This window comes from uncultured Sulfitobacter sp. (assembly GCF_947497275.1).
In the GTDB taxonomy this organism is placed as follows: Bacteria; Pseudomonadota; Alphaproteobacteria; order Rhodobacterales; family Rhodobacteraceae; genus Sulfitobacter.
The window spans coordinates 274,956-299,731 of record NZ_CANMFS010000002.1; the positions used below are offsets into that span (position 1 = coordinate 274,956).

A 24,776-nucleotide genomic window follows, 5' to 3' on the forward strand; every position below is an offset into this window, starting at 1 on the left:
ATGGCACCACTCTTATCGCAGCAAACCCGTGATATTGCGCACAACGGCGCGGCGGTTCGCCTGTTCGGCCGTCAAGGTCTGTACCTTCAGATCGCTTTCGCCATAGCCCTGAACGATCAGGTTTTCCGCCGGCACATCGAAATATTCCGTCAATGCTAGCGCGACAGTCTCGGCGCGCCGGTCCGACAGGGCCAGATTATAGGTCGCATCGCCAACGGCATCCGTATGCCCTTCGACCAGCAGAACGGTGCGCGGGTCTTCATCAATGAGATCACGCAACGTGTTCCCGATGCGCGCAAGACTGCGCGCCTGTTCTGGCGCGATCGCGGCGGAACCGGATTCAAAGCGCACCGCATCCAGCTCGATCTGGGGCGCCATCGCGCGCACCTGAGGTACATCTCGCACCTGGCGCAGCGAGAAGGCATCGCCCCGGCGTGCGGACTGTTCTGCGAGCAATGCGCGGCGCAGATCGTCTTCGCCGCTCGCACTTGCCTGCTGGCTCGTGTCCCGTATTTGCGGCAGTTCGCTGACCACGATTTCGCGTTCGATCTGGGTATCGTCGAACAGCGTCACTTCCTCACCCTGCGGTGACACGCTCACGCGGCGCAGAACGGTCCCATCGGCACTGCGGACCGTGATGATCTGGCTGCTGTCGGGCTTGGTGACAATCGTGCGGGTCGAGCCGTCGTTGAAGGTCTCTGTCTGTACATCATTTCCGGGCTGACGCAGCAGCGCATCGTCGTTCTTGAGCACCCGAAGTTCACCGTCGCGTTCCACGACGACGCGGTCTCCGGACCGGCTTAAAACTTCGTCCCCATTCTTCAGCACGGTACCCACAGCCACGGCACCGAGGCCTAAGATCAAGGCCTTCTCGAACTTGCTCAGGCCGTCGTCATCGTCCTTCTCTTCCGCGCCCGCTGCGGAAACGTCGGTGTCAAACTCCTGATCGGAAGATCTGACATCCTCCCGCGTAAGGCTTTCGGTAACAACCTCACCGGCGGTACCATCGTCGTTCGCTGCGGCTGCTGCGGCATCCTGCTCGGCGCGGCGCGCACGGCGTTCCGCCCGACGCTCGGCGCGACGGTCCTCCTCGGCCTGCTCCGCGCGATCAGCGTCCCGTTGCTCGGCTTTTCGAGCTTTTTCGTCGGCTTTCGCCTGCTCGGACGCGGCGCGTTCGGCCTCCTTGCGGGCTTTCTCGGCCGCATTATTCTGCGCCTGCGCTGCTTCCTGACCGTCCGCTTGCGCTTTCGCCATCTCGCTGCGCGTCACGGTAAGACGCTCCTGCATCGTCTTCAGCTCTGAGATCAAGGCGCTCGTATCCTTGACCACATCACGGTCGGCCTGGGAGATCGCCAATTTCAATTCATCAATGCGTTGCAACTGGTGCGCTTCATGAAAGTTGAGGGCTTCCATCTTGTCATTGACCACCTCTCCGGTAGGCATCGCACAGGGGAACTCATAAGCGTTCAGGTTGCCCTGGCACCGTGCGGCCTGTGCAGAAGCGATCTGCGGCAGGCTCATCGCAAGCGCGAGACCCAGTGAGGTGGTCGATTTCAAAAGCTTTTTCATCGTGTGATCCTTGTGCTTCTTCACCCATGCGACATCAGCGCACATCGGTAACTCAAGCATCACAAAGGGGGAAAGTTCCGCTGATAGGCAATAACATGCCCGTCGTTAAGCGATAGCCGCGCCTTCGTCGGCGGCGCGTCTATCGCTATTGGTATCTATCTCAGCCGTTTATCGCATCCACTGCGCGGCGGGTCATTACGCCGACCAGATGCGCCCGGTACGCGCCCGACCCGTGCAGGTCACTGATCATATCGGCGGCATCGACGGTCAGTCCCTTTACCGTATCGGAATTGAACGCGCCGCCAAGCGCCGCTTCGGCTTCGGTCCAGCGAAACACACCGTTTTCCGACGCGCCGGTCACTGCGACACGCACGCCATCCGCGAATTTCGCAACGAACACGGCTACCAGCGGGAACCGCGATGCGGGCTGGATGTGCTTTTCATAGTGCGACGCCTGCGGGATCGGGAACTTCACCTCGGTAACGATTTCGCCCTCTTCGAGGGCGGTGGCGAACATGCCCTGAAAATAGTCGTCCGCCGCAATCTCGCGGTTGTTGGTCACGACCGTCGCACCGGTGGCCAATACAGCCGCCGGATAGCACGCGGACGGATCGTTGTTGGCGACCGAGCCACCGATGGTGCCCCGGTTACGTACCGCCGGATCACCGATCCGCGCGGCAAGACCCGCAAGGCCCGGAAAATCCGCCGCCGCTTCCGCTGCGACCGTGGCATGGGTGGTCCCACCCCCGATGCACAACCGACCATCGTCGCCCTTGCGCACGCCTTTCATCTCGTCAATCCCGCTGAGCGAGACCAGAACAGACGGCATCGCAAGGCGTGCTTTGAGTGTCGGGATCAAAGTCTGCCCGCCACTCATCGGCTGCGCCTCGTCCGTTGCAAGTGCGTTGACCGCGTCCGCGACCGTCTTGGGCCGCTCCACATCAAAATTATACATCGTTTCTTCCTTTTCTTCGGCAGATGGTCCCGCGTGGGTCTACCATCGTGCCTCTAACCCTGTGTTCGTGCATGGCGTGGATTGGGGTTGGGCGGAGGGAGCCTCCACCCTGCCCCTCTCAGCTGTTCATCGCTTCCCAGACACGGTGCGGCGAGACCGGCATGTCGATATGGCTGACATCCTTGCCGCCTGACCGCATCGCGTCGAGCACCGCATTGACCACCGCCGGCGGCGATCCGATCGCCCCCGCCTCGCCGCAGCCTTTCACGCCCAGCGGATTGTGTGTGCAGGGCGTCTGGCACGAATGGTCGACATCGTAGAACGGCAGATCCGACGCGCGCGGCATGGCATAATCCATGTAAGACGCGCTTAGCAACTGGCCGTCCGCATCGTAGGTGCAGTTTTCCATCAGTGCCTGACCGATGCCCTGCGCCAGCCCGCCGTGGACCTGACCGGTCACGATCATCGGATTGACGATATTGCCGAAATCATCCGCTGCGAAAAACCGCTCGACCGTGACTTGTCCGGTTTCGGGGTCAAGCTCGACCTCGCAGGCGTAGGCACCCGACGGGTAGGTAAAGTTCGCCGGATCGTAGAACGCGGTTTCTTCGAGGCCCGGCTCGATTTCTTCAAGAGGGTAGTTGTGCGGCACGTAGGCCGCCAGCGTCACGTCACCCCAGGCCACGGATTTATCCGTGCCCGCAACGGTGAACGCACCGTCCTTCAACTCGACATCGGTCTCGGATGCTTCGAGCAGGTGCGACGCGATCTTGCGCGCCTTGGCGATGATCTTTTCTGTGGCGCGCACCATTGCCGAGCCGCCGACAGCCAACGAGCGCGAGCCGTAGGTGCCCATGCCCATCGGCACACGGTCGGTATCGCCGTGTACGATCTCCACCATGCTTTCGTCGATGCCGATCATCTCGGCAACTACCTGGGCAAAGGAAGTCTCGTGGCCCTGCCCGTGGCTGTGACTGCCGGTCATCACGACCAGACCGCCGGTGGCGTTGACCCGAACGGTCGCGGATTCGTATAGCCCCGCGCGCGCGCCGAGCTGCCCCACAAGGTTGGATGGCGCGATGCCGCAGGCCTCAATGTAGCAGTTCACGCCGAAGCCGCGCAACCGACCCTTGGCCTCGGATTCCTGACGCCGCGCGGCAAAGCCCGCGACATCGGCCATCTCTTCGAGCTTGTCCATCGTGGCGATATAGTCACCGGTATCGTACTCCACCGCCACAGGCGTGGCATAGGGGAATTCAGTGACGAAGTTCTGGCGGCGCAGCTTGATCGGATCGACGCCCAGCTCATGCGCGGCCTTGTCGACAAGTCGCTCAAGCTGGTATGTTGCCTCGGGTCGGCCGGCACCGCGGTAGGCATCGACAGGCACGGTATTGGTGAAGACGGCCTTGACGTTCACATAGATCAGCGGCGTCTTGTAGTTGCCCGCCATCAGCGTGCCGTGCAGCCAGGTGGGGACGGACGGCGCGAAGGTCGACAGGTAAGCACCCATATTGGCGTAGGTGTCGGTGCGCAGCGCGGTGAAGTTGTTGTCCGCATCCAGCGCCAGCTCGATCTTGGTCACATGGTCGCGTCCGTGCGCGTCCGACATGAACGCCTCGGAGCGTGACGAGGTCCATTTGACCGGACGGTTGCAGGCCTTGGCGGCGAAGGTGACAAATGCCTCTTCCTGATAGTGGAAGATCTTGGTGCCGAAACCGCCGCCCACATCGGGGGCGACCACGCGCAGTTTATGCTCGGGGATCCCGAGCACGAAGGCGCCCATCAACAGCCGGATCACATGCGGGTTCTGCGACGTCGTATAGAGCGTGTAATCGCCGGTGCTGCGGGCGAAATCGCCGACTGCCACGCGCGGCTCCATCGGGTTGGCGACAAGGCGGTTGTTGACCAGCTCCAGCGTCGTGACATGCGCGGCCTTCTCGAAAGCAGCATCAACGGCGCCCTTGTTTTCCTCCACGAAACCCCAGTCGTAGCACAGGTTGCCTGTCAGATCGTCATGCACCTTGGGCGCGCCGTCTCTGACAGCCTCTTTCATGTCGATCACGGCAGGCAGCTCGGAAATGTCCACCTCGATCGCTTCGGCGGCGTCGCGCGCCTGCTCCGGCGTGTCGGCGACCACGGCGGCAATCGGTTCGCCCACGTGGCGGACCTTGCCATGGGCCAGCACCGGATGGCGCGGCTCCTGCATCACTTCGCCGTGCTTGTCTGTCACCTGCCAGCCGCAGGGGATCGAGCCGACAGCCTCGAAATCCGTGCCGGTAAAGATCTTGACCACGCCGTCCATCGCGGCGGCGGCATCGGTGTTCACAGAATTGAGCGTGCCGTGGGCGACGTCCGAGCGCAGGAAATGGACATAGGCCTGTCCGTGAATGTTGATGTCGTCGGTGTAATTGCCGTCACCGGTCAGAAACCGGATGTCCTCGCGCCGCTTCGAGCTGGCGCCGATACCACTGTCTTTTGGCATTTTATTCCTCCCATGGGATGATGCGATGGCCGCACCTGACTGTTTTTATCGAACAGGTGCTGGACCTCCTCCGGCCCGCGCCCTTTCGTTGATCTTTTCCGCGCCCCGGTGCGGGGCACGCGTCGCCGTCATTCAGCAGCGATGGCGCCTATGTCCTGACCCGATGCGGCCATGATCGCCTTGACGATGTTGTGATAACCGGTGCAGCGGCAGATATTGCCATCAAGATAGTGGCGCACCTCGGCCACAGTCGGCTTGGGATTGTCTTTCAGCAAGGCCGCCGCCGACATCACCATGCCTGGCGTGCAGAACCCGCATTGCAGACCGTGGTGGTCCTGAAACGCCTGCTGAATCGTGTTGAGCGTTCCGTCGGCAGCCGCCTGCCCTTCGATTGTGGCTACGTCGGCACCGTCCGCCTCGACCGCCAACATCGAGCAGGCCTTGACCGCCTGACCGTTCACATGCACCACACAGGCGCCACATTGGCTGGTGTCGCAGCCGACATGCGTGCCCGTCAGGCCCAAATCCTCGCGCAAAAACTGCACCAACAGTGTACGACCCTCCACGTGGCCCGACGCGGTTTTGCCGTTCACGGTCATTTTAACCTGTGTCATCAATGTCCTCCCAGACTTTCGAGTATGCGTTGGCAAGAGTTAAACACGCGCCAGACGCCTTGAGAAGTCACAATTTCGCGCCCGTCTCCCACGACACACCCCGAACGCGCGCAATTACGCCCGCGAAGTTCCGCGGCGCGGTTGTGGACGGGTCGGGATCTCCTTGAGCAAACCGCCCACCCCCATCGCCGCGATGTCCGCGCCCGTGACCTTCAGTCCGCAGACGATCCGCGACAACACCCAATCGGCACCGTTGAGTGCGGGCGAGCGCGCACAGCCCGGCAACCCGATCACCTGTTGCGGGCCGCGGGTGCCCAGAAACAGCAGATTGCCCGGATCGACCGGCATCCCGAACCGCTCGATCCGACCGCCCGCCGCGACGAGTGCCGCCGGTGCCACATCGTCGATGTCGGACGTGGCCGAGCCTGTCAGGATCAGCACCAGCGGGCTGTTCTCATCGCGGATGGCCGCCGTCAACGCCGCGCGCTCGTGCGCCACGACCTTGACTACCCCGAGCGATACGCCAAGCGTGTCCAGCCGCCCTTCGATCGCCGCGCGGCCCTTTTCTCCCGCGCCGCCGGGAATCTCCGTGATGATCAGGGCCGCCCGCGTCAGCACCGGACCCGCCAGCGTCACCGCGCCGCGTGCGGCGGCCGCGGCCCGCGCCACGGCATCCTTCGGCACGGCATAGGAGATGATCTTGATCGTGGCCAGCATCCCACCCGCCCGCATTTGTTGAAAAGGCGGCACGGTGGCAATTGTTATCATCGGGTCAACCTCGTTGATCGCCGCGATCGCCGCCGTGTCCAGAACGGCCACACCAGCCTGCGCCGCGACAAGATTGACCCGGCCGGTGAAGGCCGCACCGCGTTCAACGCCCTGCGCCCGCGTCATGATCGCGTCGGCCAGTGCATCCGCAGCGGCGTTCTCGCCCATGTCGTCCGGACCCAGCGTTGCGGCGATCACATTGTCATGACCGGATGCACGCAGCGCGCGCAGATCTGCCGACGTCAACACCTGCCCCTTGCGCAGGCGGCCTTTTGTGAGCGCGACGGAGTGCGCCAGCACGCAGCCTTCGGCGTCGGCCAGTGACACAGTTCCGAATTTCATGATTTGCGCAACACGGCGATCATCTGGGCGAGGACCGACACCGCGATCTCAGCAGGTCCCGCCGCCCCGATATCCAGACCTACGGGGCCGTGTATCTGCGCGATGCTGTCCGCATCGAACCCGGCCCCGGTCAGCCGCTCGACCCGCGCCGCATGGGTCCGCGTTGACCCGAGCGCGCCAATATAGAATGCGTCCGATTTCAGCGCCAGATGCAGGGCTGGATCGTCAAGCTTCGGATCGTGGGTCAGCAGGACCAGTGCCGTGCGGCTGTCCACGCCGACTTCCGCCAGCGCAGAATCTGGCCAGTCGTTGAGCACCCGCGCCGTGGGAAATCGCGCGGGCGCGCCGAAGGCTTCGCGCGGGTCGATGACGACGGGATCAAAACCGGCCATCTGCGCCATTGGCACCAGCGATTGGGCAATGTGAACCGCCCCCACCACGACCAGCCGCAGCGGCGGATTGTGGATCGCCACGAAAACTGCGCCGTCTCCGTCCACGCCGGAACGGTCCATCCGGAACCGGTCGGCGTGGCCCTGCGTGACCAATTGCCGTGTGCTGCCGTCCAGGGCCACCTCATAGGCAACCGGCACCCGGGCCGCGCGTTTGGCCACCAGATCCTCCAGCATTGCGCGCGGCATTCCGTCCGCGCCGACCGGCTCGACCAATATCCTGATGTTCCCGCCGCACGCCAGTCCCACGGCAAAGGCATCGCCGTCGCTGACACCGTATTCAAGCACCTTCGTTTCGCCATCTTCCACCGCTTCGAGCGCCTCGAGAACCACCGCCCCCTCGACACAGCCACCGGAGACGGAGCCTTCCATCTCGCCTTCGCCGGATACCACCATCTGTGCGCCCACACGGCGCGGCGCGGAGCCCCACGTCTCGATCACCGTTGCCAGCGCGACGGTCTTGTCCGCGCGCAGCCAGTCCAGCGCCTGTTCCGGCGCGCCGGTGCGTGTTGCCTGTGATGTGTCCATGTGCGCTTTCCTTCTTCGGTGGCTGCCCGCCTGCGCAAGGGTCCGATAAATGCACGCGGCGCGCAAGCGTTGATGAACCTCCCTTGCACGCGGCCCCGCCCCCTACTACATCTAGAACAGACGCAGCCAGTGACGGAGCCCCAGATGCCGATGCAAGCCCGAGAAATCGAAGATCTCCTGCGCGAGAGCTTCCCCGATGCGAAAATCGTGGTCGAAGGCAATGACGGTGTGCATATGGCGGCGATGGTTGTGGATGAGAGCTTTCGCGGAAAAAACCGTGTGCAGCAGCAGCGCGCCGTCTACGCCGCGCTGAAAGGCAAGATGGATGGCGCCACGGGCGAGTTGCACGCCCTGGCCCTAACAACGAAGGTACCCGAATAATGATGTTTCTGTTGACCGCCACGGCCGCAATCGTATGTGTCGGCGCATGCGCCGCCCTCACCCGCACTCCGCAACCAAAGCCCGTACGCGTAACGACAAGGAAGCCCCGATGACCGACGCAAACGCACAGATCCAGGAAGCGATTACCAAAAACGATGTCGTCCTGTTCATGAAAGGCACCAAATCCATGCCACAATGCGGCTTTTCCAGCCGCGTGGCGGGGGTGCTGAACTATATGGGCATTGATTTTTCCGATGTGAACGTGCTGGCGGATGAAGGCATCCGTCAGGGGATCAAGGATTTTTCGGACTGGCCCACGATCCCGCAGCTTTATGTAAAGGGCGAATTTGTTGGTGGCTGTGACATCATCACCGAAATGACCCTGTCGGGGGAGCTCGACACGCTGTTGGAAGAGAACGGGGTCAGCTTCGACAAGGAAGCCGCCGACAAGATCCGCGAAACCAACGCCTGACGCCGATGTCGTTGTCAGGCGACTGAGGTTCGCGCCCGCAGGTAACTGCGGGCGCTTTTCTTATTGGCACTTTAATAAGGGTTGCTTACCCGACAAGCATTGTACGCCGTTTACTGCGCATGGCTGTTTGCGGCACATCTTCAGTCCGGGATATGACAGCGGCGGCGGCACGCGTGCGGCAACCCTGTCCGCCTTTCAGCCACGCGCGGATCGCTGTCGCGGATGCGCGGCTGAACCCATCGAACACCAACAATCCGGCGAACCTTATACGCATCCGCCAATTCCGCACTGCAGTCTCGGCCCGATCAGCCGCGTCTAACCGCCGGTTTTCTCGTCCACTTCGGCCGCCAGGGATTCTGCGCGCGCAGCGATTTCGGCAAGGGTGTCGGTAACCGATTGGGGCACCACCGGCACTTCGATGCGCTCTGGCTCCACAACGACGTTGCGCAGACCTTCAAGCTCGGCCTCCCGCTCGGCCAGTTCGGCGCGCACCTCGATGATCTTGTCCTCGACGCTCGCGGTCTTGTCGGCAAGCATGAGACCTGCCATCAGCAGCATCCGCGCTTCGGGCATCCGGCCCACCTGATCGGCAAGCACCTGTGCTTCGTCATCCAGCATCTTGGCCGCAGCGTGCAGATAGCTTTCCTCGCCCTCCTGGCAGGCTACGTCGAAATGACGACCCCCGATGGAAATCTTGACCTCGGGCATCAAGCGTCCTCCTGTGATTTCGGCACTTCCGGTTGGGGCGCATCTGGTTTGGGCGTATCGGTCGCGGCGTCGACCAGCGGTTGCAGGCTGGCGAGAATAACAGAGGCTTCGGCGACATCCGCCGCGCGCGCGGCGCGCAACGCCTCGAGTTCGGCCAGCATCGCCTTGTTGATCAAATGCGGCTCTCCGACCCCTTCCGCGTTCGCTTCGCGCAGCGCGACGCAGGCGTCCGACAACTGGCTGTTGGCGCGGCGCACCCTTTGAAGCTCTATGTCGAGCTGAGCCATGCGCGCTTCGCTCTCTTCGAGCTGCTCGCGCAGGGCCGTCGCTTCACCGTCGGATTTCTGGCGCAGCGTCCGCACCCGCTCTTGAAGCTGTGCGTTCGCGGTGCGCTCCTCTTCGAGCTGCGACAGCGTTTCCGGGTCCGGCCCGGCGGGTGTAGCGGCCAGTTTCTCAAGGCCGAACGCCACCTGATCCATCGCGGCCGTAATGCGCCGCTGAAGTTCTTCGATTTCGCTCATATGCCCTCTGACCTCATTGCGCAAACAGCCCACCCATTCCCGGATTCGAATCGATTTATCCGGGATCATGGCGCGATCCTACCCAAAGCCGAGCGGAATTGCTTCCCCTCTTTGAAAACAGCGGCTTGGCGAGCGGCCTTCATCCGCCGGGCGAAACGGTGGTGACGGTCGCGTGGTCCGTCGCGCTTGAACTTTCCCCCGACCCTGATATTGACCTGCCAACCATCCCTTTTGCCTCATTCTCAAGGAGCCGCAGCCTCGTGGATCTCAAAGCCCTCCAAACCGCCCACCCCGATCATTGGTCAAAGGCGGCCGCCATCCGCGCGCTTACACTCGACGCTGTCGCTGCTGCGAATTCTGGCCACTCCGGCATGCCCATCGGAATGGCGGATGTCGCCACCGTCCTGTTCGAAAAGCACCTGAAATTCGACGCGGCACAGCCCAACTGGCCCGACCGGGACCGTTTTATCCTGTCTGCCGGTCATGGATCGATGCTGATCTATGCGCTGCTGCATCTTGTCGGCGACACCCAATTCCCCATCGAGGAAATCAAGAACTTTCGCCAGGCGGGCGCGCGCACGGCGGGTCATCCGGAGAACTTCCTTGCCGATGCGATCGAGACAACGACCGGTCCTCTGGGGCAAGGCATCGCGAATTCCGTGGGCTTTGCCATGGCCGAAGAGATCCAGCGTGCCGCCTATGGCGCGAAGGTCGTCGATCACCGCACCTATGTCATCGCCGGGGACGGCTGTCTGATGGAAGGCGTGAGCCAGGAGGCGATCACGCTGGCCGGGCGGCACAAGCTGAGCAAACTGATCCTGATGTGGGACAACAACAGCATCACCATCGACGGCCCCGTGAGCCTGTCGGACACCACCGATCAGCCCGCACGTTTTCGCGCTGCCGGGTGGGACGTGCAGGAGATCGACGGGCATAACCCCGACGAGATCGACGCGGCGCTGGCGGCGGCCAAGAAAACAGATACGCCAAGCATGATCGCCTGCAAGACGCATATCGCTTTGGGTCATGCGGCACAGGACACATCCAAGGGCCACGGCGCGCTTACCGATCCCGCGCAGATCACCGAGGCGAAGGAGGCCTGGGGATGGACCGCCGGCCTGTTCGATATCCCGTCCGAGATCAAATCAGCCTGGGAAACCATCGGCCAGCGTGGTGTGGGGGCGCGCAGGGACTGGGAAGAACGGTTCGACAAGATGCCCCGCGCCAAGCGCGAGACGTTCAACCGGGCACTGGCGCTCGACGCGCCGAGAAAGTTGAGTGCAACGATCAAGGCGTTCAAGAAGCAAATGAGCGAGACCGCGCCAAAACTCGCCACCCGTGCGTCCTCGGAGAAAGTGCTTGAGGTCGTGAACCCGATCCTGCCGGAAACGGTGGGCGGCTCTGCCGATCTGACCGGCTCGAACAACACGAAGACGTCCGATCTGGGCGTGTTCGACATCGACAACCGGGGCGGTCGCTATGTCTATTGGGGCATCCGCGAGCATGGCATGTCGTCAGCGATGAATGGCATGTCGCTGCACGGCGGCGTGCGTCCCTACGGCGGTACCTTCATGTGTTTCACCGACTACGCCCGGCCCGCGATGCGGCTGTCGGCGCTGATGAAACAGCCGGTCGTCTATGTGATGACCCATGACAGCATCGGTCTGGGCGAGGACGGCCCGACGCACCAACCTGTCGAACATCTGGCGATCAGCCGCGCGACACCGAATACGCTGGTGTTCCGCCCCGCCGATACGGTCGAGACAGCCGAAGCCTGGGAAATCGCGCTGACTGAGAAAGCCACGCCATCGGTGCTGTCGCTGACCCGTCAGGGTGTGCCGACGGTTCGATTGGAGCACAAGAACAAGAACCTGGTTGCTCAGGGCGGTTACGTTCTGAAAGATGCGGACGCCAAACGGCAGGTCATTCTGATCGCCACCGGGTCAGAGGTGTCCGTAGCATTGGACGCCCGCGAGACGCTGGAGGCCGAGGGCATCGGCTGCCGCGTCGTCTCCCTGCCCTGCATGGAGTTGTTCGCGCAACAGGACGAAGCGTATCGCAAGCGGGTGCTGCCGGGCGGCCCGGTGCGCATCGGCATCGAGGCAGGCGTACGTCAGGGCTGGGACCGCTGGCTGCTCGGCGAGCGCGGTAAATGGGGTAAGGCGGATTTTGTCGGCATGGACAGCTTCGGTGCCTCCGCGCCTGCGGACACGCTATTTGTCAAGTTCGGCATCACGTCCGAGACGGTGGTTGAGCGCGCAAAAGCACTTCTCTGACACCTGTCCTGAGTTTGTGGAACGGCGGGCCCTGGCAACGGGGTCCGCCGTTTTGATTCCGCTATGAAAACCGCTTAACCACGGAAATAAGCCAATTCGCGCCGGTTTTGCCACATTTCGGGCGAAGATCGGCCACATACCGCTTGTACCGTATAAGTATCTTGATCGGTGTTAATTCTAGTTTAACGATTATTGCGGACGATTAAACTCGGTTTATTAGGGGGTTTGGACATGGCGTATCTTCTGACAGCAATCATGACAGGCTGTGTTGCAGCCATGATCTCCATATTCACGGGGGGCGGATTCATGCAAGTTCTCTGGAACTACATCCTGTTCGGACATCTCGGTATGGCGACACTGGCACTTGCCACTGTCGCTTCGACCCTGATCGACCGCAAGCATCGGTCCGACGCCTGATCAGGCCGCCTGCGCCTTTCGGTTGAACACGGCGCGCCAGATCGGTGTAACAACTTTCTCGCCGACCGGGATCAGCAGCAGCCCCAGTGCCAATCCGAACACACCGTCCATCGTAGCCGTCGCTGCCCATTCCGTGGCGTTTTGGACCGACGCGGGTACGAGATGGGCCACCCCGACTGCGGCATCGTGAATCCAGTGACCGATCGCGCCAAAGCCGAGTTCTTCGAGGCCGTGCACAATAATGGATCCACCGACCCAGAGCATCGCCATCGTGCCCACGACGGTCAGCAGCTTGAGAAAACGCGGCATCGCCTTGACCAAACCCCGCCCAAGCGCACGGGTCAGACCCAGTCGCCCGTTATTGGCCATGGTCAGCCCAAGATCGTCCATCTTGACGATCAACGCGACCGAACCGTAGACCGCCACCGTGATGATAACCGCAACCGTCGCCAATACCGCCGCTTCGAGCCAGAATGTGCTTTCGGGGATCTGTGACAGGGCGATCGTCATGATTTCCGCCGATAGAATGAAATCGGTCTTGATCGCACCCTCCGCTTTCTGCTCTTCGAGGACCGCGGGATCGTCGGGTTTTTCTGCCTTGCCCGGGTGATCTTCGTGCCCCTCGCTCAGTCCCAGCACATGGGCGACTTTCTCCGCCCCTTCGAAGCACAGGTATGCCCCGCCCAGCATCAGCAGCGGAGGAATAGCCCATGGCGCAAATTCCGATAGCACCAGCCCGGCCGGCAGCAAGAACACCAATTTGTTGCGCAGAGAGCCTTTGGTGATGCGCCAGATGATCGGCAATTCGCGGCTGGCTTCGAACCCGTGCACGTATTTCGGTGTCACCGCCGCATCGTCGATCACCGCACCGGCAGCCTTGGCGCTGGCTTTGGACGCCTGCCCTATCACATCGTCCACGGACGCCGCAGCCACCTTGGCAATCGCCGCGACATCATCCAGCAAGGCAATCAAACCACTCATCACACAGATCCTTCCGTTACGCAGGTTTCTAGCTAGGACAGATTGACGCAATTGCCAATGGTGCATGGCGTGAAGGCGTTACCGCTAACCTCTGATTTTAACGCTAACATGAGAATCCATCATGCCATTGGGTCTGGCCCCCGGGGCATGGGGGCGGATATAGCAGCCCTGAAAAGATCACTCAGGAGCGTCACATGACCATCAAAGTCGGGATCAACGGATTTGGCCGGATCGGCCGCTGTACCCTCAACCACATCGCGGCATCGGGGCGCGACGATATCGAAGTGATGAAGCTGAACGCAACGGGACCCATCTCATCCGCCGCACATTTGCTGAAATACGACAGTGTTCACGGCCGTTTCCCAAATGAGATCACCGTCGGCGACGGGGTTCTGAACCTTGGTCAGAACGACATCGAAGTCATGTCGACGTACGACCTTCAGGAACTGGACTGGTCCGGGTGCGACGTGGTGCTGGAATGCACCGGGCAGTTCAACGATGGCAACATGGCGCGCACGCATATCGAGCGTGGCGCAAAGAAGGTTTTGCTGTCCGCGCCCGGCAAGAACGTGGACAGGACGGTGGTTTTCGGCGTCAATGACGACACTCTGCTGGCCAGCGACACGATGATTTCGAACGGATCGTGCACGACCAACTGTCTCGCGCCCCTGGCAAAGGTCATGCACGAGGCCGTGGGCATCGAAAGCGGTCTTATGACCACAATCCACAGCTATACCGGGGATCAGCCGACGCTGGACCGTCGCCACAGTGATCTTTACCGGGCGCGGGCGGCGGCGCTTGCGATCATCCCAACATCGACCGGCGCCGCGAAGGCGCTGGGAGAAGTGATGCCCGTCATGAAAGGGCGTCTGGACGGTACCGCGATGCGGGTGCCCACCCCCAATGTCAGCGCCGTCGATCTGACCTTTACCGCCATGCGCGACGTGACGGTGGATGAAATCAACGCAGCCGCCAAGGCCGCGGCTGAAGGTCCGATGGCGCGTGTCTTCGGCTACGATCCCGAGCAGAAAGTCTCTGTCGATTTCAACCACACGGAGCAAAGCTCGATCTTTGCGCCGGACCAGACAATTGTCGTGGCCGGACGCACCGTAAGGGTGCTTGCATGGTATGACAACGAATGGGCTTTTTCCGTGCGCATGGCCGATGTGGCCGTGGCGATGGGCGCCCTCGGCTAATGCTTGCCGCTGCGGGTTGCCTGCCCTAGAAGGGGCTGGCAACCGCAAAGGACCCGCTATGACCAATCGTATCGCGCTTGTGCTGGGGCTTTTCATTGTCGGGGCAGTTCTGGTCGACTACGCCTGCTACGGGACGGAGCATGGTATCTTCCTGGCGAAGAAATTTGCCGATCTGATCGAATGGCTCGCGTTCTGGCGCTGACATTTCACAACTCACACGGGGGTCGGGATGTTACGACGCAGCGCCCGCCCGATCGCAGATGTTGTCGGCGGACCTGATGCCAGAAGGCCGCTTCGTCCTTCCGATACCTGTCCCTATTCGCTGAACCGTGCAATCAACTCCGTATTAACGCGAGGCGTCACGAATTTGCTCACGTCGCCATCGAGACGGGCGATTTCCTTGACCAGCTTGCTGGCAATCGCCTGACGCTGCGCCTCGGCCATCAGGAACACCGTTTCGATCTCATCGTCCAGCTGACGGTTCATCCCGACCATCTGGTATTCGTATTCAAAATCCGCTACCGCCCGCAATCCGCGTATGATCAGAGAGGCGCCAACATCACGCGCGCAGTTGATCAACAGGTTCTCGAACGGATGGACGACAATCTCCATCCCGGTTTCTTCCGAGAGCTCTGCACATTCCTCTTCGATCAGCGATACACGCTCCTCGAGAGAGAATAACGGCCCCTTGTCGCGGTTGATCGCAACCCCGATAACCAACTTGTCAACCAGCGACGCGGTGCGTCTGATAATATCGATATGCCCGAGTGTTATCGGGTCGAACGTACCGGGATAGAGGCCAACGCGCATAGGGGCGCTCCTTGGTTCAGGTCAATTTCGTCGCAAGAAAACACGCTGTCCTCTGAAAGGCAAGCGGGCTCAATGCCCCCGTATCATTCCTTCGAGAGCGTCCTTTTCCATCGAGACCTCGCTCAGCCGGGCCTTGACAACATCGCCCAGCGAAATAAGCGCCACCAGTGCGCCTTCGTCCAGAACAGGCATGTGGCGAAACCGCCCTTCGGTCATTTGCGCAAGAACCTCGTCGGCGCGCATCTGCCGGGTGCAAGTCACAAGTTTCGTGGTCATGATATCGCTCACAGGCTGGTGCAGACATTCCGCGCCCGCCTTTCCCAGTTGTCGCACGATGTCTCGCTCGGACACGATGCCATCGATTGTCCGGTCATCGCGCGAAATGACGAGCGTACCGATGCGCCGTTCCGACAACATGCGCGCCGCGTCCGCCACGGTAACGGAGGGCAAAGCGGTCGCCACGCGGTCGTCCGCCTTCGACTGTAGAATATGTGAAACGAGCATATCATCATCCTCCTATGACCCGTGTACGCTGGAGGTTATGGTCGCGCGCGATGCGTCCACCTGTCAAGGCTGCGATTGCCCACCCTCTTGTTTTCCAAGTTCTTCGAGGCGCGAGACCTCGGATTTCAGGCGCAGGACCAGTTGATCGGCGAATTTGGCCAGTCTGGCATCGCGCACGTCGTCCGCATGGCGGATCAGATAGAACGCCCGCGTCAGGCTTAGCTGCTCGGTCAGGATGCGGCGCACACCGGGGGCGAAGGGCAAGCTGAAATCATGGACCACGCCCACACCTGCCCCCTGACGGATCATGTTGATCTGCACCGAGACCGAGTTGGACGCGAAAGGCACCCTACCCGCCCCCAGATCGGCCAGGTAGTCGAGTTCGCGGTCAAAGATCATATCGGGGATGTAGCCGACCAGCGGATGGTCTTTCAGCGCCCTAAAATCGGGAATCGGGCCATGCGCCGCAAGGTAGTCGTTCGAAGCGGCAAGGTGGAGCTTGTATTCGCTGACCTGGCGAACCATCAGACGCCCGGCGGCGGGCGCGCTGACGCCGATGGCCATGTCCGCTTCGCGGCGCGACAGGTTGAAAACGCGGGGCAAGGCAATGATCTGGATCTCCAGTGCGGGATTGTCGCGCCCGATCGCGGCACAGACCTGCGGCAAAAGATAATTCGCACAGCCGTCGGGCGCGCCGACACGGATCTGGCCTGACAACCTTTCCGTCGGCGCCGCGACCCCTGCAGTCGCAGCGCGCATCGCCTGCTCCGCCGCGCCTGCCCGTGTGAGCAAATCCGCACCCGCCTGCGTCAGCGTATAGCCTTGTGGCGATTTGACGAACAAGGCAGTCTGCATCGCTTTCTCCAGCCGCGCCATGCGCCGCCCCAGCGTTGCAGGATCAAGCCGCAGCGCCTTACCCGCGCCTGACAGGCTTTCGGCGCGGGCCACGGCAAGGAAAAGACGCAAGTCGTCCCAATTATGTTCCAAAGTCGGCCTCCATCGCGCGCTTTGCATTTTTGCAAAACTATTTTGCCAAGCTGCCCCTTTTCGCGACCTTTTTGCAAGACTACACTGCGCCCGAACACCCATCGGAGGATCCCATGCAAGAGCTGACTCATTACATCAACGGCGCGCACGTCAAAGGCACTTCGGGCCGTTTTGCCGACGTCATGAACCCCGCTACCGGCGAAGTGCAAGCGAAATGCCCGCTGGCGAGTGTCGAAGAAATGGAGCAGGCCGTCGCCCACGCGCAGGCGGCTCAACCCGCCTGGGCCGCCACCAACCCACAACGGCGCGCGCGCGTGCTGATGAAGCTGGTCGATCTGCTGAACCGCGATATGGACAAACTGGCGGAAGCCCTGAGCCGTGAGCATGGCAAGACGTTGCCCGATGCGGCAGGCGACGTGCAGCGCGGACTTGAAGTGGTGGAATACTGCATCGGCGCGCCCCAGCTTCTGAAAGGCGAATACACCGACAGCGCCGGTCCCGGCATTGATATGTACTCGATGCGCCAGGCGCTTGGCGTGACGGCGGGCATCACGCCTTTCAACTTCCCCGCGATGATCCCGATGTGGATGTTTGCGCCGGCCATCGCCTGTGGCAACGCTTTCATCCTGAAACCGTCGGAGCGTGATCCTTCCGTGCCGCTGATGTTGGCCGAACTGGCCGAAGAAGCGGGTCTGCCCAAAGGCGTTCTGCAGGTCGTGAACGGCGACAAGGAAGCGGTCGATGCGATTCTGCATAACGATGTCATCCAGTCGGTAGGCTTCGTCGGCTCTACACCGATCGCGGAATACATCTATGCGACGGGTTGTGCCAACGGCAAACGCGTACAGTGCTTCGGCGGAGCGAAAAACCACATGATCATCATGCCCGACGCGGACATGGACCAGGCCGCGGACGCGCTGATCGGCGCGGGCTACGGTGCGGCGGGCGAGCGCTGCATGGCGATTTCCGTAGCCGTTCCGGTGGGTGCCGAAACCGCTGACCGGCTTATCGAAAAACTGGTGCCGCGCATCGAAAAGCTCAAGGTTGGTCCTTATACCTCCGGCAAGGATGTGGATTACGGCCCAGTCGTGACCGCCGCGGCCAAGGCAAATATCGAGCGTCTGGTCCAGACCGGCATCGACCAGGGCGCTGAACTCGTCGTCGACGGGCGCGATTTCAAGCTTCAGGGCTACGAAGACGGCTTTTTCATCGGGCCGCACCTGTTCGACCGCGCGACCAAGGATATGGACATCTACAAGCAGGAGATTTTCGGCCCCGTGCTGACCTGTGTGCGCGCGCAAACCTACGAAGAGGCGCTTGGACTGGCCATGGACCACGAATACGGCAACGGCACCGCGATCTTTACCCGGGACGGCGATGCGGCGCGTGATTTTGCGAACCGGATCAACGTGGGCATGATCGGCATCAACGTGCCGATCCCTGTGCCGCTCGCGTATCACACGTTCGGCGGCTGGAAAAAGTCGGTCTTTGGCGATCTCAACCAGCACGGGTCGGATGCGTTCAAATTTTACACCCGCACAAAGACCGTGACCGCGCGTTGGCCTTCGGGCATCAAAGAAGGCGGCGAATTCTCCATCCCGGTGATGGAATAAGACACGGTGGCGTCCCCCCAAGGGGCGCCACAGGCCACATTTGACAGGTTCGGGAGGATACGATGGATTTCGCACTGAGCGAGGAACAGACCGCCATTTTCGATATGGCTTACGCCTTTGGGCAAGAGCACATCGCGCCCCACGCGCAGGCATGGGAGAAGGCAGAGTGCATTCCCAAAGAGCTTTGGCCAAAGATCGCAGAGCTTGGCTTCGGCGGGCTCTATGTCTCCGAGGAAGGGGGCGGATCGGGGTTGTCGCGTCTGGACGCAACGCTGGTGTTCGAAGCCCTGTCGATGGCATGTCCATCCGTCGCTTCGTTCCTGTCGATCCACAACATGTGCGCCAAGATGCTCGACAGCTTTGCATCCGACGAAATGAAGGCGCGCGTATTGCCGGACGTGCTGTCGATGAAAACGGTGCTCAGCTATTGCCTGACGGAACCCGGCTCCGGCTCTGACGCCGCAGCCTTGAAAACGCGGGCAGAGCGGACCAACGAGGGCTATACCCTGAATGGAACCAAGGCATTCATTTCCGGAGGCGGCTATTCGGATGCCTATGTCTGCATGGTGCGCACTTCCGACGATGGAGCCGCCGGTGTCTCGACAGTGTATGTGACCGACGGAACACCGGGTCTGTCCTTCGGCGGTCTGGAGGACAAGATGGGCTGGCGCAGCCAGCCGACAGCGCAGGTTCAATTCGACAATTGCAACATTTCCGCCGAAAATCTAGTGGGCGAGGAGGGCAGTGGTTTCAAATATGCAATGAAGGGGCTGGACGGCGGTCGTCTGAACATCGCGGCCTGTTCGCTGGGGGCGGCACAGACCGCACTGACCAAAACCCTTGATTACATGGGCGAGCGGCAAGCGTTCGGCAAGCCGATCGACCAGTTTCAGGGCCTGCAATTTCGCCTCGCGGACATGGAGATCGAGCTTCAGGCCGCACGCACGTTTTTGCGGCAGGCCGCGTGGAAGCTTGACACCGGAGCACCCGATGCCACCAAGTTCTGCGCGATGGCGAAGAAATTCGTGACCGAGGCCGGTTCGCGTATTGTGGACCAATGTCTGCAGTTGCACGGCGGTTACGGGTATCTTGCCGACTACGGCATCGAAAAGCTGGTGCGTGATCTGCGGGTGCATCAGATCCTCGAAGGCACCAACGAGATCATGCGGGTGATCGTCTCCCGCGACATGCTGAAAAACCGGTGAGTGTATGAGTGACATTGATATCCGCGTCGTCGGAAAAGCGGGCAGGATCACGCTGAACCGGCCCAAAGCGTTGAATGCATTAACCTACGACATGTGTCTCGCCGTCGAGACCGCTCTCGACGGGTGGCGCGATGATCCTGCCGTCGCGTTGATCGTCATCGACGCTGCCGGAGACCGCGCTTTCTGCTCCGGGGGCGATATTGCCGATTTGTATGAGACCGGTCTGAAGGGGAACTATGCCTACGGCCAGAAGTTCTGGGCCGACGAATATCGGATGAACAACAAGATATTTTCTTATCCCAAGCCGGTCGTGTCCTTTCTGCAAGGCTTCACGATGGGCGGCGGCGTCGGGATCGGGTGTCACGGGTCGCACCGGATCGTGGGCGAAACCAGCCAGATCGCAATGCCGGAATGTGGCATCGGCCTTGTACCCGACGTTGGCGGGTCGTTGATGTTAGCACTGGCGCCCGGTCGGCTTGGGGAATACCTGGGCACAACGGCCGTTCGCATGAACGGTGCAGACGCGATATATGCAGGATTTGCAGATACTTATATCCCACAGTCCAAGTGGATAGAAGTCATGGCCGAGCTTGAGCGGACGGGCGATGCAACTTGCATCGCGGTTGTTGCCGATGTGCCGGTCGACGGGACGCTCGCCGACCAGCAGGCAGAGATCGACGCGCATTTCGGGGGCGAAGCACTGGGCGACATCCTGCGTTCTCTCCAAGTGTCCAACAGCGCATTTGCTGCTGCGACACTCAAGGCGATGGGCCGGAACGCACCGCTTTCCATGGCCTGCACGATCGAAATGATCCACCGCCTGCGCGGGCCGTCGCTTACCATGGAAAAAGCGCTCGATCACGAGTACCGCTTTACCGCCCGCGCGATGGAGCACGGCGACTTCCTTGAAGGCATTCGCGCCGCGATCATCGACAAGGATCGCGTCCCAAAATGGCGTTTTGCGGACATGAACGTACCCCTGGCAGCTGTGTCGAAAATGCTGCTACCCTTGGGCGAAAACGCCCTCAAACTCTGACAGGAGACGGATATGACAACGCAGAAAATCGGCTTTATCGGATTGGGCAACATGGGCGCGCCGATGGCGCATAATCTTGCGGAGGCAGGCTATGACGTGGTTGGTTTCGACACCGCAGGTACCACCGCCGAGGGCGTAGCATCTGCGAAGTCCGCACTCGAGGCTGTCAGGGACGCGGATTTCGTCATTACGATGCTGCCAAACGGCGCGATCCTGCGCAGCGTCGCCGCCGACATTCTCGAAGGGATGAAGCAAGGTGCAGTCCTGATTGATTGCTCCACCGTCGATGTGGAAAGCGCGCGCGATGTCGCAGAGATGGCGCACGCACAGGGTGCAGGATTCGTTGATGCTCCGGTTTCCGGGGGCGTCGGTGGTGCATCTGCGGGAACGCTCACGTTCATGGCCGGCGGTACCGACAACGCTTTTGCCGGCGCGGCCCCACTCTTTGAGGTCATGGGGCAAAAGGCGGTACATTGTGGCACCGCGGGGGCCGGTCAGGCAGCAAAAATCTGCAACAATATGATCCTTGGTGCGACGATGATCGTCACCTGCGAAGCCTTTGCTCTGGCCGATAAACTGGGCCTCGATCGCCAAAAGATGTTCGACGTGGTCAGCACCTCCTCCGGCTATAGCTGGTCGATGAACGCCTACTGCCCTGCGCCGGGTATCGGGCCGTCATCGCCGGCCGATAACGGATACGCTCCGGGTTTTGCCGCGGAATTGATGCTGAAAGATCTGGGCCTGAGCCAGCAGGCAGCCGAGGCAGCGGATGCCGACACCCCGATGGGTGCGCTTGCCCGCGAGCTATATGCGACATTCGTCGAAGAGGAAGACGGTCGCGGCAAGGATTTCTCCGCCATGCTTCCGAGGCTGGAGGGCCGTAGCCGACAAGGATGATACCGCGAGCAGGCTCTCGTTATACCTGTTGGCAAATGGCGGAAGACAGCAACGGCAAGCTCTTCGCGCCTGCGACGGGGTAATGCCTTCGCAGCAAGGACGAGGGCGCCGGTTCATGGTTGAACAACCTGAACGCGACGCCCTTCTCCCGACCCCACGTATACTTCAGGGCTTCAAGGTCACTCTGCCGCGACTTTCTTTTGTGGGGCGAGCATCGGTTTGAGATACTTACCGGTGTAGCTTTCTGCCACTTCCGCGACATCCTCGGGCGTGCCGGTCGCCACGACGCGGCCGCCGCCATCCCCCCCTTCGGGTCCGATGTCGATCAGATGATCGGCGGTTTTGATGACATCCAGATTGTGCTCGATAACGACGACGGAATTGCCTTGATCGACCAATTCATGCAGCACTTCCAGCAGCTTGCGCACATCCTCGAAATGCAGACCTGTTGTCGGTTCGTCAAGTATGTAAAGCGTGCGGCCCGTCGAACGGCGTGCCAGCTCCTTGGAAAGCTTCACCCGCTGTGCTTCGCCCCCTGACAGGGTCGTCGCCTGCTGGCCCACTTTGATATAGCCAAGCCCGACCCGCATCAGCGCGTCCATCTTTTCGCGGATAGACGGAACGGCGGCAAAGAACGTCTGCGCATCTTCCACCGTCATATCGAGAACGTCGGCAATGCTTTTGCCTTTGAATTTGATCTCGAGCGTCTCGCGGTTATACCGCGCACCCTTGCAGGTTTCGCATTCCACGTAGACGTCAGGCAGGAAATGCATCTCGATCTTGATTACGCCGTCCCCCTGGCAGGCCTCGCAGCGTCCACCTTTTACGTTGAAGCTGAAGCGGCCGGGTTTGTAACCGCGCGCCTTCGCCTCCGGTAGACCGGCGAACCAATCGCGGATCGGGGTGAACGCGCCGGTGTAGGTGGCGGGGTTGGACCGCGGGGTGCGTCCAATGGGGCGCTGGTCGATGTCGATCACCTTATCAAGGTGCTCTAGCCCTTTGATCGTCTCGCAGGGTGCCGGGGTCTGGCGCGCGCCATTGAGGTTCATCGACGCCGTCTTGAACAGGGTCTCAATGGTCAGCGTCGACTTGCCGCCCCCCGACACGCCTGTCACGCAGACGAATTTGCCCAGCGGGAAATCGACCGTGACATCGTGCAGATTGTTGCCCGATGCCTTGACGACCTGAATTTTCTTCTTGTTACCCTTGCGGCGCTTCGCCGGGACGGCAATCTCGCGCGCGCCGGTCAGGTATTGCCCCGTCACGGAGTTTTCGTTCGACGCGATTTCGGCAGGTGTCCCTTTGGCGACGACCTGCCCGCCGTGCACCCCCGCCCCCGGCCCAATGTCAAAGACATAGTCAGCCTCGCGGATCGCTTCCTCGTCGTGTTCGACGACGATCACCGTGTTGCCCTGGTCGCGCAGGTTCTTAAGGGTCAGCAGCAGACGGTCGTTATCTCGCTGATGCAAACCGATGGAGGGTTCATCGAGCACGTAGAGAACGCCGGTCAGACCAGAGCCGATCTGGGAGGCAAGCCGGATACGCTGGCTCTCGCCACCGCTTAATGTGCCACTTGAACGTGCGAGTGTAAGGTATTCCAATCCAACGTTATTCAAGAACCCCAGCCGTTCCCTGATCTCTTTGAGAATGGCCCGTGCAATCTCGTTTTTCTGCTGCGACAGTTCCGCAGGCACTTTTTCGCACCAGTCCGCGGCATCGCGGATCGACATTTGCACCACCTCGCCCGCGTGCAGGCCCGCGATTTTCACCGCCAGCGCCTCGGGGCGCAATCGGTATCCATCACACGTGCCGCATGGACGGTTGTTCTGATAGCGTTCAAACTCTTCGCGGATCCAATTGCTGTCGGTCTCGCGGTAGCGGCGTTCCATATTCGGAATCACACCTTCGAACACGCGACTGACTTCGTAGACACGCCCGCCCTCATCGTAGCGGAACTTTATCTCTTCCTTGCCGGACCCGTACAAGAAGACATTCTGGATCTTTGGATCGATGTCTTTCCACTTCGCGCTCTGGCTAAAGCCGTAGTGCTTGGCGATGGCTTCGATGGTCTGCTTGAAATAGGGTGATTTTCCCTTACGCCATGGCGCCAGCGCACCGTCGTAGATTTTGAGGTTCTGATCCGGCACAACGAGGCGTTCATCAAAGAACAGCTCTTTGCCAAGGCCGTCGCACGACGGGCATGCGCCGAAGGGAGCGTTGAAGGAAAACAGCCGTGGCTCGATCTCGGGGATGGTGAAGCCACTGACGGGACAGGCAAATTTCTCCGAAAACGTAAACCGCTCCGGCTCCCCCTCGCTTGGCGCGGTCTCAAGGATCGCTATCCCGTCCGCCAGATCCAGCGCCGTGCGCAGACTGTCCGCCAGACGTGTTTCAAGCCCTTCGCGGACGACGATCCTGTCGACCACCACATCGATGTCGTGACGGAACTTCTTGTCGAGCGTCGGCGGCTCGTCCAATTCGTAGAACTCGCCGTTCACCTTCACCCGCTGGAAACCGGATTTGCGCAGCTCGAGAAATTCCTTGCGGTATTCGCCTTTGCGGTCGCGGACGATGGGGGCCAGCAGATAGGCGCGGGTCCCCTCTTCCATTTTCATGATCCGGTCAACCATATCCTGCACCTGCTGCGCCTCGATCGGTTTGCCCGTTGCGGGGCTGTAGGGCGTGCCGACGCGCGCGAACAGAAGACGCATGTAGTCGTAGATTTCCGTCACCGTACCGACGGTCGAACGGGGATTCTTTGACGTGGTTTTCTGTTCGATGGAAATAGCGGGGCTGAGGCCGGAAATGTGATCCACGTCCGGTTTCTGCATCATATCAAGGAATTGACGCGCATAGGCGGACAACGATTCGACATAGCGCCGCTGGCCTTCCGCATAGATCGTATCGAACGCGAGTGAAGATTTACCGGACCCGGACAGTCCGGTGATCACCACCAGCCGGTCGCGCGGGATGTCCACGTCGATGTTTTTCAGATTATGTTCGCGCGCGCCGCGCACTTCGATGTTCTTCAATTCGGCCATTCAGACACCCCCGTCATTCCTACG

General features: G+C 61.1%; 23 protein-coding genes. 10 read left to right on the plus strand and 13 right to left on the minus strand.

Going from position 1 to position 24,776, the window contains the following annotated elements; translation table 11 throughout:
- Positions 1–12 precede the first annotated feature (12 nt).
- The 6 genes from Q1A06_RS05255 to Q1A06_RS05280 form a co-directional block, all read right to left on the minus strand.
- Positions 13–1,569: an OmpA family protein gene (locus tag Q1A06_RS05255; RefSeq protein ID WP_299559580.1), complete on the minus strand. Its 1,557-nt coding sequence runs from the start codon at positions 1,567–1,569 to the stop codon at positions 13–15.
- Between the two features lie 160 nt (positions 1,570–1,729).
- Complete coding sequence (locus Q1A06_RS05260) at positions 1,730–2,524, minus strand: xanthine dehydrogenase family protein subunit M (protein WP_299559583.1); 795 nt, start codon at positions 2,522–2,524, stop codon at positions 1,730–1,732.
- A gap of 118 nt (positions 2,525–2,642) precedes the next feature.
- Positions 2,643–5,006 carry a xanthine dehydrogenase family protein molybdopterin-binding subunit gene (locus tag Q1A06_RS05265; protein WP_299559586.1) on the minus strand — a complete coding sequence of 788 codons (2,364 nt, stop codon included), beginning with the start codon at positions 5,004–5,006 and terminating at the stop codon, positions 2,643–2,645.
- 128 nt (positions 5,007–5,134) lie between these two features.
- The gene (locus tag Q1A06_RS05270) at positions 5,135–5,620 is read right to left on the minus strand and encodes a (2Fe-2S)-binding protein (protein WP_299559589.1); all 486 of its coding nucleotides are present in this window, start codon (positions 5,618–5,620) and stop codon (positions 5,135–5,137) included.
- Positions 5,621–5,734: 114 nt separating this feature from the next.
- Positions 5,735–6,730, minus strand: coding sequence for a molybdopterin-binding protein (locus tag Q1A06_RS05275; RefSeq protein ID WP_299559591.1), 996 nt, complete (start codon positions 6,728–6,730; stop codon positions 5,735–5,737).
- Entirely contained in the window at positions 6,727–7,707 is a 981-nt protein-coding gene (locus Q1A06_RS05280; protein WP_299559594.1) for an XdhC/CoxI family protein, read from the minus strand. Before Q1A06_RS05280 ends, Q1A06_RS05275 begins: the two co-directional genes overlap by 4 nt.
- Before the next feature lie 144 nt (positions 7,708–7,851).
- On the opposite strand from Q1A06_RS05280, the gene Q1A06_RS05285 reads away from it, so the two are divergent.
- Together Q1A06_RS05285 and grxD are read left to right on the plus strand one after the other, a co-directional pair.
- A complete protein-coding gene (locus Q1A06_RS05285) occupies positions 7,852–8,088 on the plus strand; it encodes a BolA/IbaG family iron-sulfur metabolism protein (protein WP_299559595.1) in 237 nt (78 codons plus the stop codon).
- A 109-nt stretch (positions 8,089–8,197) separates the two neighbouring features.
- Positions 8,198–8,560 (plus strand): Grx4 family monothiol glutaredoxin, encoded by a 363-nt coding sequence (gene grxD, locus Q1A06_RS05290; RefSeq protein ID WP_299559598.1) that lies wholly within the window; start codon positions 8,198–8,200, stop codon positions 8,558–8,560.
- A 315-nt stretch (positions 8,561–8,875) separates the two neighbouring features.
- On the opposite strand, the gene Q1A06_RS05295 is transcribed toward grxD, so the two are convergent.
- Positions 8,876–9,268 (minus strand): cell division protein ZapA, encoded by a 393-nt coding sequence (locus tag Q1A06_RS05295; RefSeq protein ID WP_299559601.1) that lies wholly within the window; start codon positions 9,266–9,268, stop codon positions 8,876–8,878.
- A complete protein-coding gene (locus tag Q1A06_RS05300; protein ID WP_299559604.1) occupies positions 9,268–9,789 on the minus strand; it encodes a hypothetical protein in 522 nt (173 codons plus the stop codon). The genes Q1A06_RS05295 and Q1A06_RS05300 overlap by 1 nt, the downstream gene beginning before the upstream one ends.
- Positions 9,790–10,049: 260 nt before the next feature.
- On the opposite strand from Q1A06_RS05300, the gene tkt reads away from it, so the two are divergent.
- Complete coding sequence (gene tkt, locus Q1A06_RS05305) at positions 10,050–12,065, plus strand: transketolase (protein WP_299560557.1); 2,016 nt, start codon at positions 10,050–10,052, stop codon at positions 12,063–12,065.
- 231 nt (positions 12,066–12,296) lie between these two features.
- Positions 12,297–12,482 (plus strand): hypothetical protein, encoded by a 186-nt coding sequence (locus tag Q1A06_RS05310; protein ID WP_299559607.1) that lies wholly within the window; start codon positions 12,297–12,299, stop codon positions 12,480–12,482.
- On the opposite strand, the gene Q1A06_RS05315 is transcribed toward Q1A06_RS05310, so the two are convergent.
- Positions 12,483–13,463: a DUF808 domain-containing protein gene (locus Q1A06_RS05315; protein WP_299559610.1), complete on the minus strand. Its 981-nt coding sequence runs from the start codon at positions 13,461–13,463 to the stop codon at positions 12,483–12,485.
- 194 nt (positions 13,464–13,657) lie between these two features.
- On the opposite strand from Q1A06_RS05315, the gene gap reads away from it, so the two are divergent.
- Complete coding sequence (gene gap / locus Q1A06_RS05320) at positions 13,658–14,659, plus strand: type I glyceraldehyde-3-phosphate dehydrogenase (protein ID WP_299559614.1); 1,002 nt, start codon at positions 13,658–13,660, stop codon at positions 14,657–14,659.
- A 58-nt stretch (positions 14,660–14,717) separates the two neighbouring features.
- Entirely contained in the window at positions 14,718–14,861 is a 144-nt protein-coding gene (locus Q1A06_RS05325; protein WP_299559617.1) for a hypothetical protein, read from the plus strand.
- A gap of 113 nt (positions 14,862–14,974) precedes the next feature.
- On the opposite strand, the gene coaD is transcribed toward Q1A06_RS05325, so the two are convergent.
- The 3 genes from coaD to Q1A06_RS05340 all read right to left on the minus strand — a co-directional run bounded on the left by coaD (position 14,975) and on the right by Q1A06_RS05340 (position 16,960).
- Positions 14,975–15,469, minus strand: a complete 495-nt coding sequence (coaD, locus tag Q1A06_RS05330) for a pantetheine-phosphate adenylyltransferase (protein WP_299559620.1) — start codon at positions 15,467–15,469, stop codon at positions 14,975–14,977.
- Between the two features lie 69 nt (positions 15,470–15,538).
- The gene (locus Q1A06_RS05335; protein WP_299559623.1) at positions 15,539–15,973 is read right to left on the minus strand and encodes a CBS domain-containing protein; all 435 of its coding nucleotides are present in this window, start codon (positions 15,971–15,973) and stop codon (positions 15,539–15,541) included.
- Between the two features lie 63 nt (positions 15,974–16,036).
- Entirely contained in the window at positions 16,037–16,960 is a 924-nt protein-coding gene (locus tag Q1A06_RS05340; RefSeq protein ID WP_299559626.1) for a LysR family transcriptional regulator, read from the minus strand.
- Positions 16,961–17,073: 113 nt separating this feature from the next.
- On the opposite strand from Q1A06_RS05340, the gene Q1A06_RS05345 reads away from it, so the two are divergent.
- The 4 genes from Q1A06_RS05345 (at position 17,074) to mmsB (ending at position 21,711) form a co-directional block, all read left to right on the plus strand.
- The gene (locus tag Q1A06_RS05345; RefSeq protein WP_299559629.1) at positions 17,074–18,573 is read left to right on the plus strand and encodes a CoA-acylating methylmalonate-semialdehyde dehydrogenase; all 1,500 of its coding nucleotides are present in this window, start codon (positions 17,074–17,076) and stop codon (positions 18,571–18,573) included.
- A 62-nt stretch (positions 18,574–18,635) separates the two neighbouring features.
- Positions 18,636–19,778, plus strand: coding sequence for an acyl-CoA dehydrogenase family protein (locus Q1A06_RS05350; RefSeq protein WP_299559632.1), 1,143 nt, complete (start codon positions 18,636–18,638; stop codon positions 19,776–19,778).
- Between the two features lie 4 nt (positions 19,779–19,782).
- Complete coding sequence (locus tag Q1A06_RS05355) at positions 19,783–20,814, plus strand: enoyl-CoA hydratase/isomerase family protein (protein WP_299559635.1); 1,032 nt, start codon at positions 19,783–19,785, stop codon at positions 20,812–20,814.
- 12 nt (positions 20,815–20,826) lie between these two features.
- Complete coding sequence (mmsB, locus tag Q1A06_RS05360) at positions 20,827–21,711, plus strand: 3-hydroxyisobutyrate dehydrogenase (protein ID WP_299559638.1); 885 nt, start codon at positions 20,827–20,829, stop codon at positions 21,709–21,711.
- Between the two features lie 179 nt (positions 21,712–21,890).
- On the opposite strand, the gene uvrA is transcribed toward mmsB, so the two are convergent.
- Complete coding sequence (gene uvrA / locus Q1A06_RS05365) at positions 21,891–24,752, minus strand: excinuclease ABC subunit UvrA (RefSeq protein ID WP_299559641.1); 2,862 nt, start codon at positions 24,750–24,752, stop codon at positions 21,891–21,893.
- Positions 24,753–24,776: the final 24 nt, after the last annotated feature.

Bases quoted from the DNA above. Each gene is read 5' to 3' on its own strand.
- Q1A06_RS05255 (WP_299559580.1), bottom strand. From the start codon at position 1,569: ATGAAAAAGCTTTTGAAATCGACCACCTCACTGGGTCTCGCGCTTGCG.
- Q1A06_RS05260 (WP_299559583.1), bottom strand. From the start codon at position 2,524: ATGTATAATTTTGATGTGGAGCGGCCCAAGACGGTCGCGGACGCGGTC.
- Q1A06_RS05265 (WP_299559586.1), bottom strand. From the start codon at position 5,006: ATGCCAAAAGACAGTGGTATCGGCGCCAGCTCGAAGCGGCGCGAGGAC.
- Q1A06_RS05270 (WP_299559589.1), bottom strand. From the start codon at position 5,620: ATGACACAGGTTAAAATGACCGTGAACGGCAAAACCGCGTCGGGCCAC.
- Q1A06_RS05275 (WP_299559591.1), bottom strand. From the start codon at position 6,730: ATGAAATTCGGAACTGTGTCACTGGCCGACGCCGAAGGCTGCGTGCTG.
- Q1A06_RS05280 (WP_299559594.1), bottom strand. From the start codon at position 7,707: ATGGACACATCACAGGCAACACGCACCGGCGCGCCGGAACAGGCGCTG.
- Q1A06_RS05285 (WP_299559595.1), top strand. From the start codon at position 7,852: ATGCCGATGCAAGCCCGAGAAATCGAAGATCTCCTGCGCGAGAGCTTC.
- grxD (WP_299559598.1), top strand. From the start codon at position 8,198: ATGACCGACGCAAACGCACAGATCCAGGAAGCGATTACCAAAAACGAT.
- Q1A06_RS05295 (WP_299559601.1), bottom strand. From the start codon at position 9,268: ATGCCCGAGGTCAAGATTTCCATCGGGGGTCGTCATTTCGACGTAGCC.
- Q1A06_RS05300 (WP_299559604.1), bottom strand. From the start codon at position 9,789: ATGAGCGAAATCGAAGAACTTCAGCGGCGCATTACGGCCGCGATGGAT.
- Q1A06_RS05310 (WP_299559607.1), top strand. From the start codon at position 12,297: ATGGCGTATCTTCTGACAGCAATCATGACAGGCTGTGTTGCAGCCATG.
- Q1A06_RS05315 (WP_299559610.1), bottom strand. From the start codon at position 13,463: ATGAGTGGTTTGATTGCCTTGCTGGATGATGTCGCGGCGATTGCCAAG.
- gap (WP_299559614.1), top strand. From the start codon at position 13,658: ATGACCATCAAAGTCGGGATCAACGGATTTGGCCGGATCGGCCGCTGT.
- Q1A06_RS05325 (WP_299559617.1), top strand. From the start codon at position 14,718: ATGACCAATCGTATCGCGCTTGTGCTGGGGCTTTTCATTGTCGGGGCA.
- coaD (WP_299559620.1), bottom strand. From the start codon at position 15,469: ATGCGCGTTGGCCTCTATCCCGGTACGTTCGACCCGATAACACTCGGG.
- Q1A06_RS05335 (WP_299559623.1), bottom strand. From the start codon at position 15,973: ATGCTCGTTTCACATATTCTACAGTCGAAGGCGGACGACCGCGTGGCG.
- Q1A06_RS05345 (WP_299559629.1), top strand. From the start codon at position 17,074: ATGCAAGAGCTGACTCATTACATCAACGGCGCGCACGTCAAAGGCACT.
- Q1A06_RS05350 (WP_299559632.1), top strand. From the start codon at position 18,636: ATGGATTTCGCACTGAGCGAGGAACAGACCGCCATTTTCGATATGGCT.
- Q1A06_RS05355 (WP_299559635.1), top strand. From the start codon at position 19,783: ATGAGTGACATTGATATCCGCGTCGTCGGAAAAGCGGGCAGGATCACG.
- mmsB (WP_299559638.1), top strand. From the start codon at position 20,827: ATGACAACGCAGAAAATCGGCTTTATCGGATTGGGCAACATGGGCGCG.
- uvrA (WP_299559641.1), bottom strand. From the start codon at position 24,752: ATGGCCGAATTGAAGAACATCGAAGTGCGCGGCGCGCGCGAACATAAT.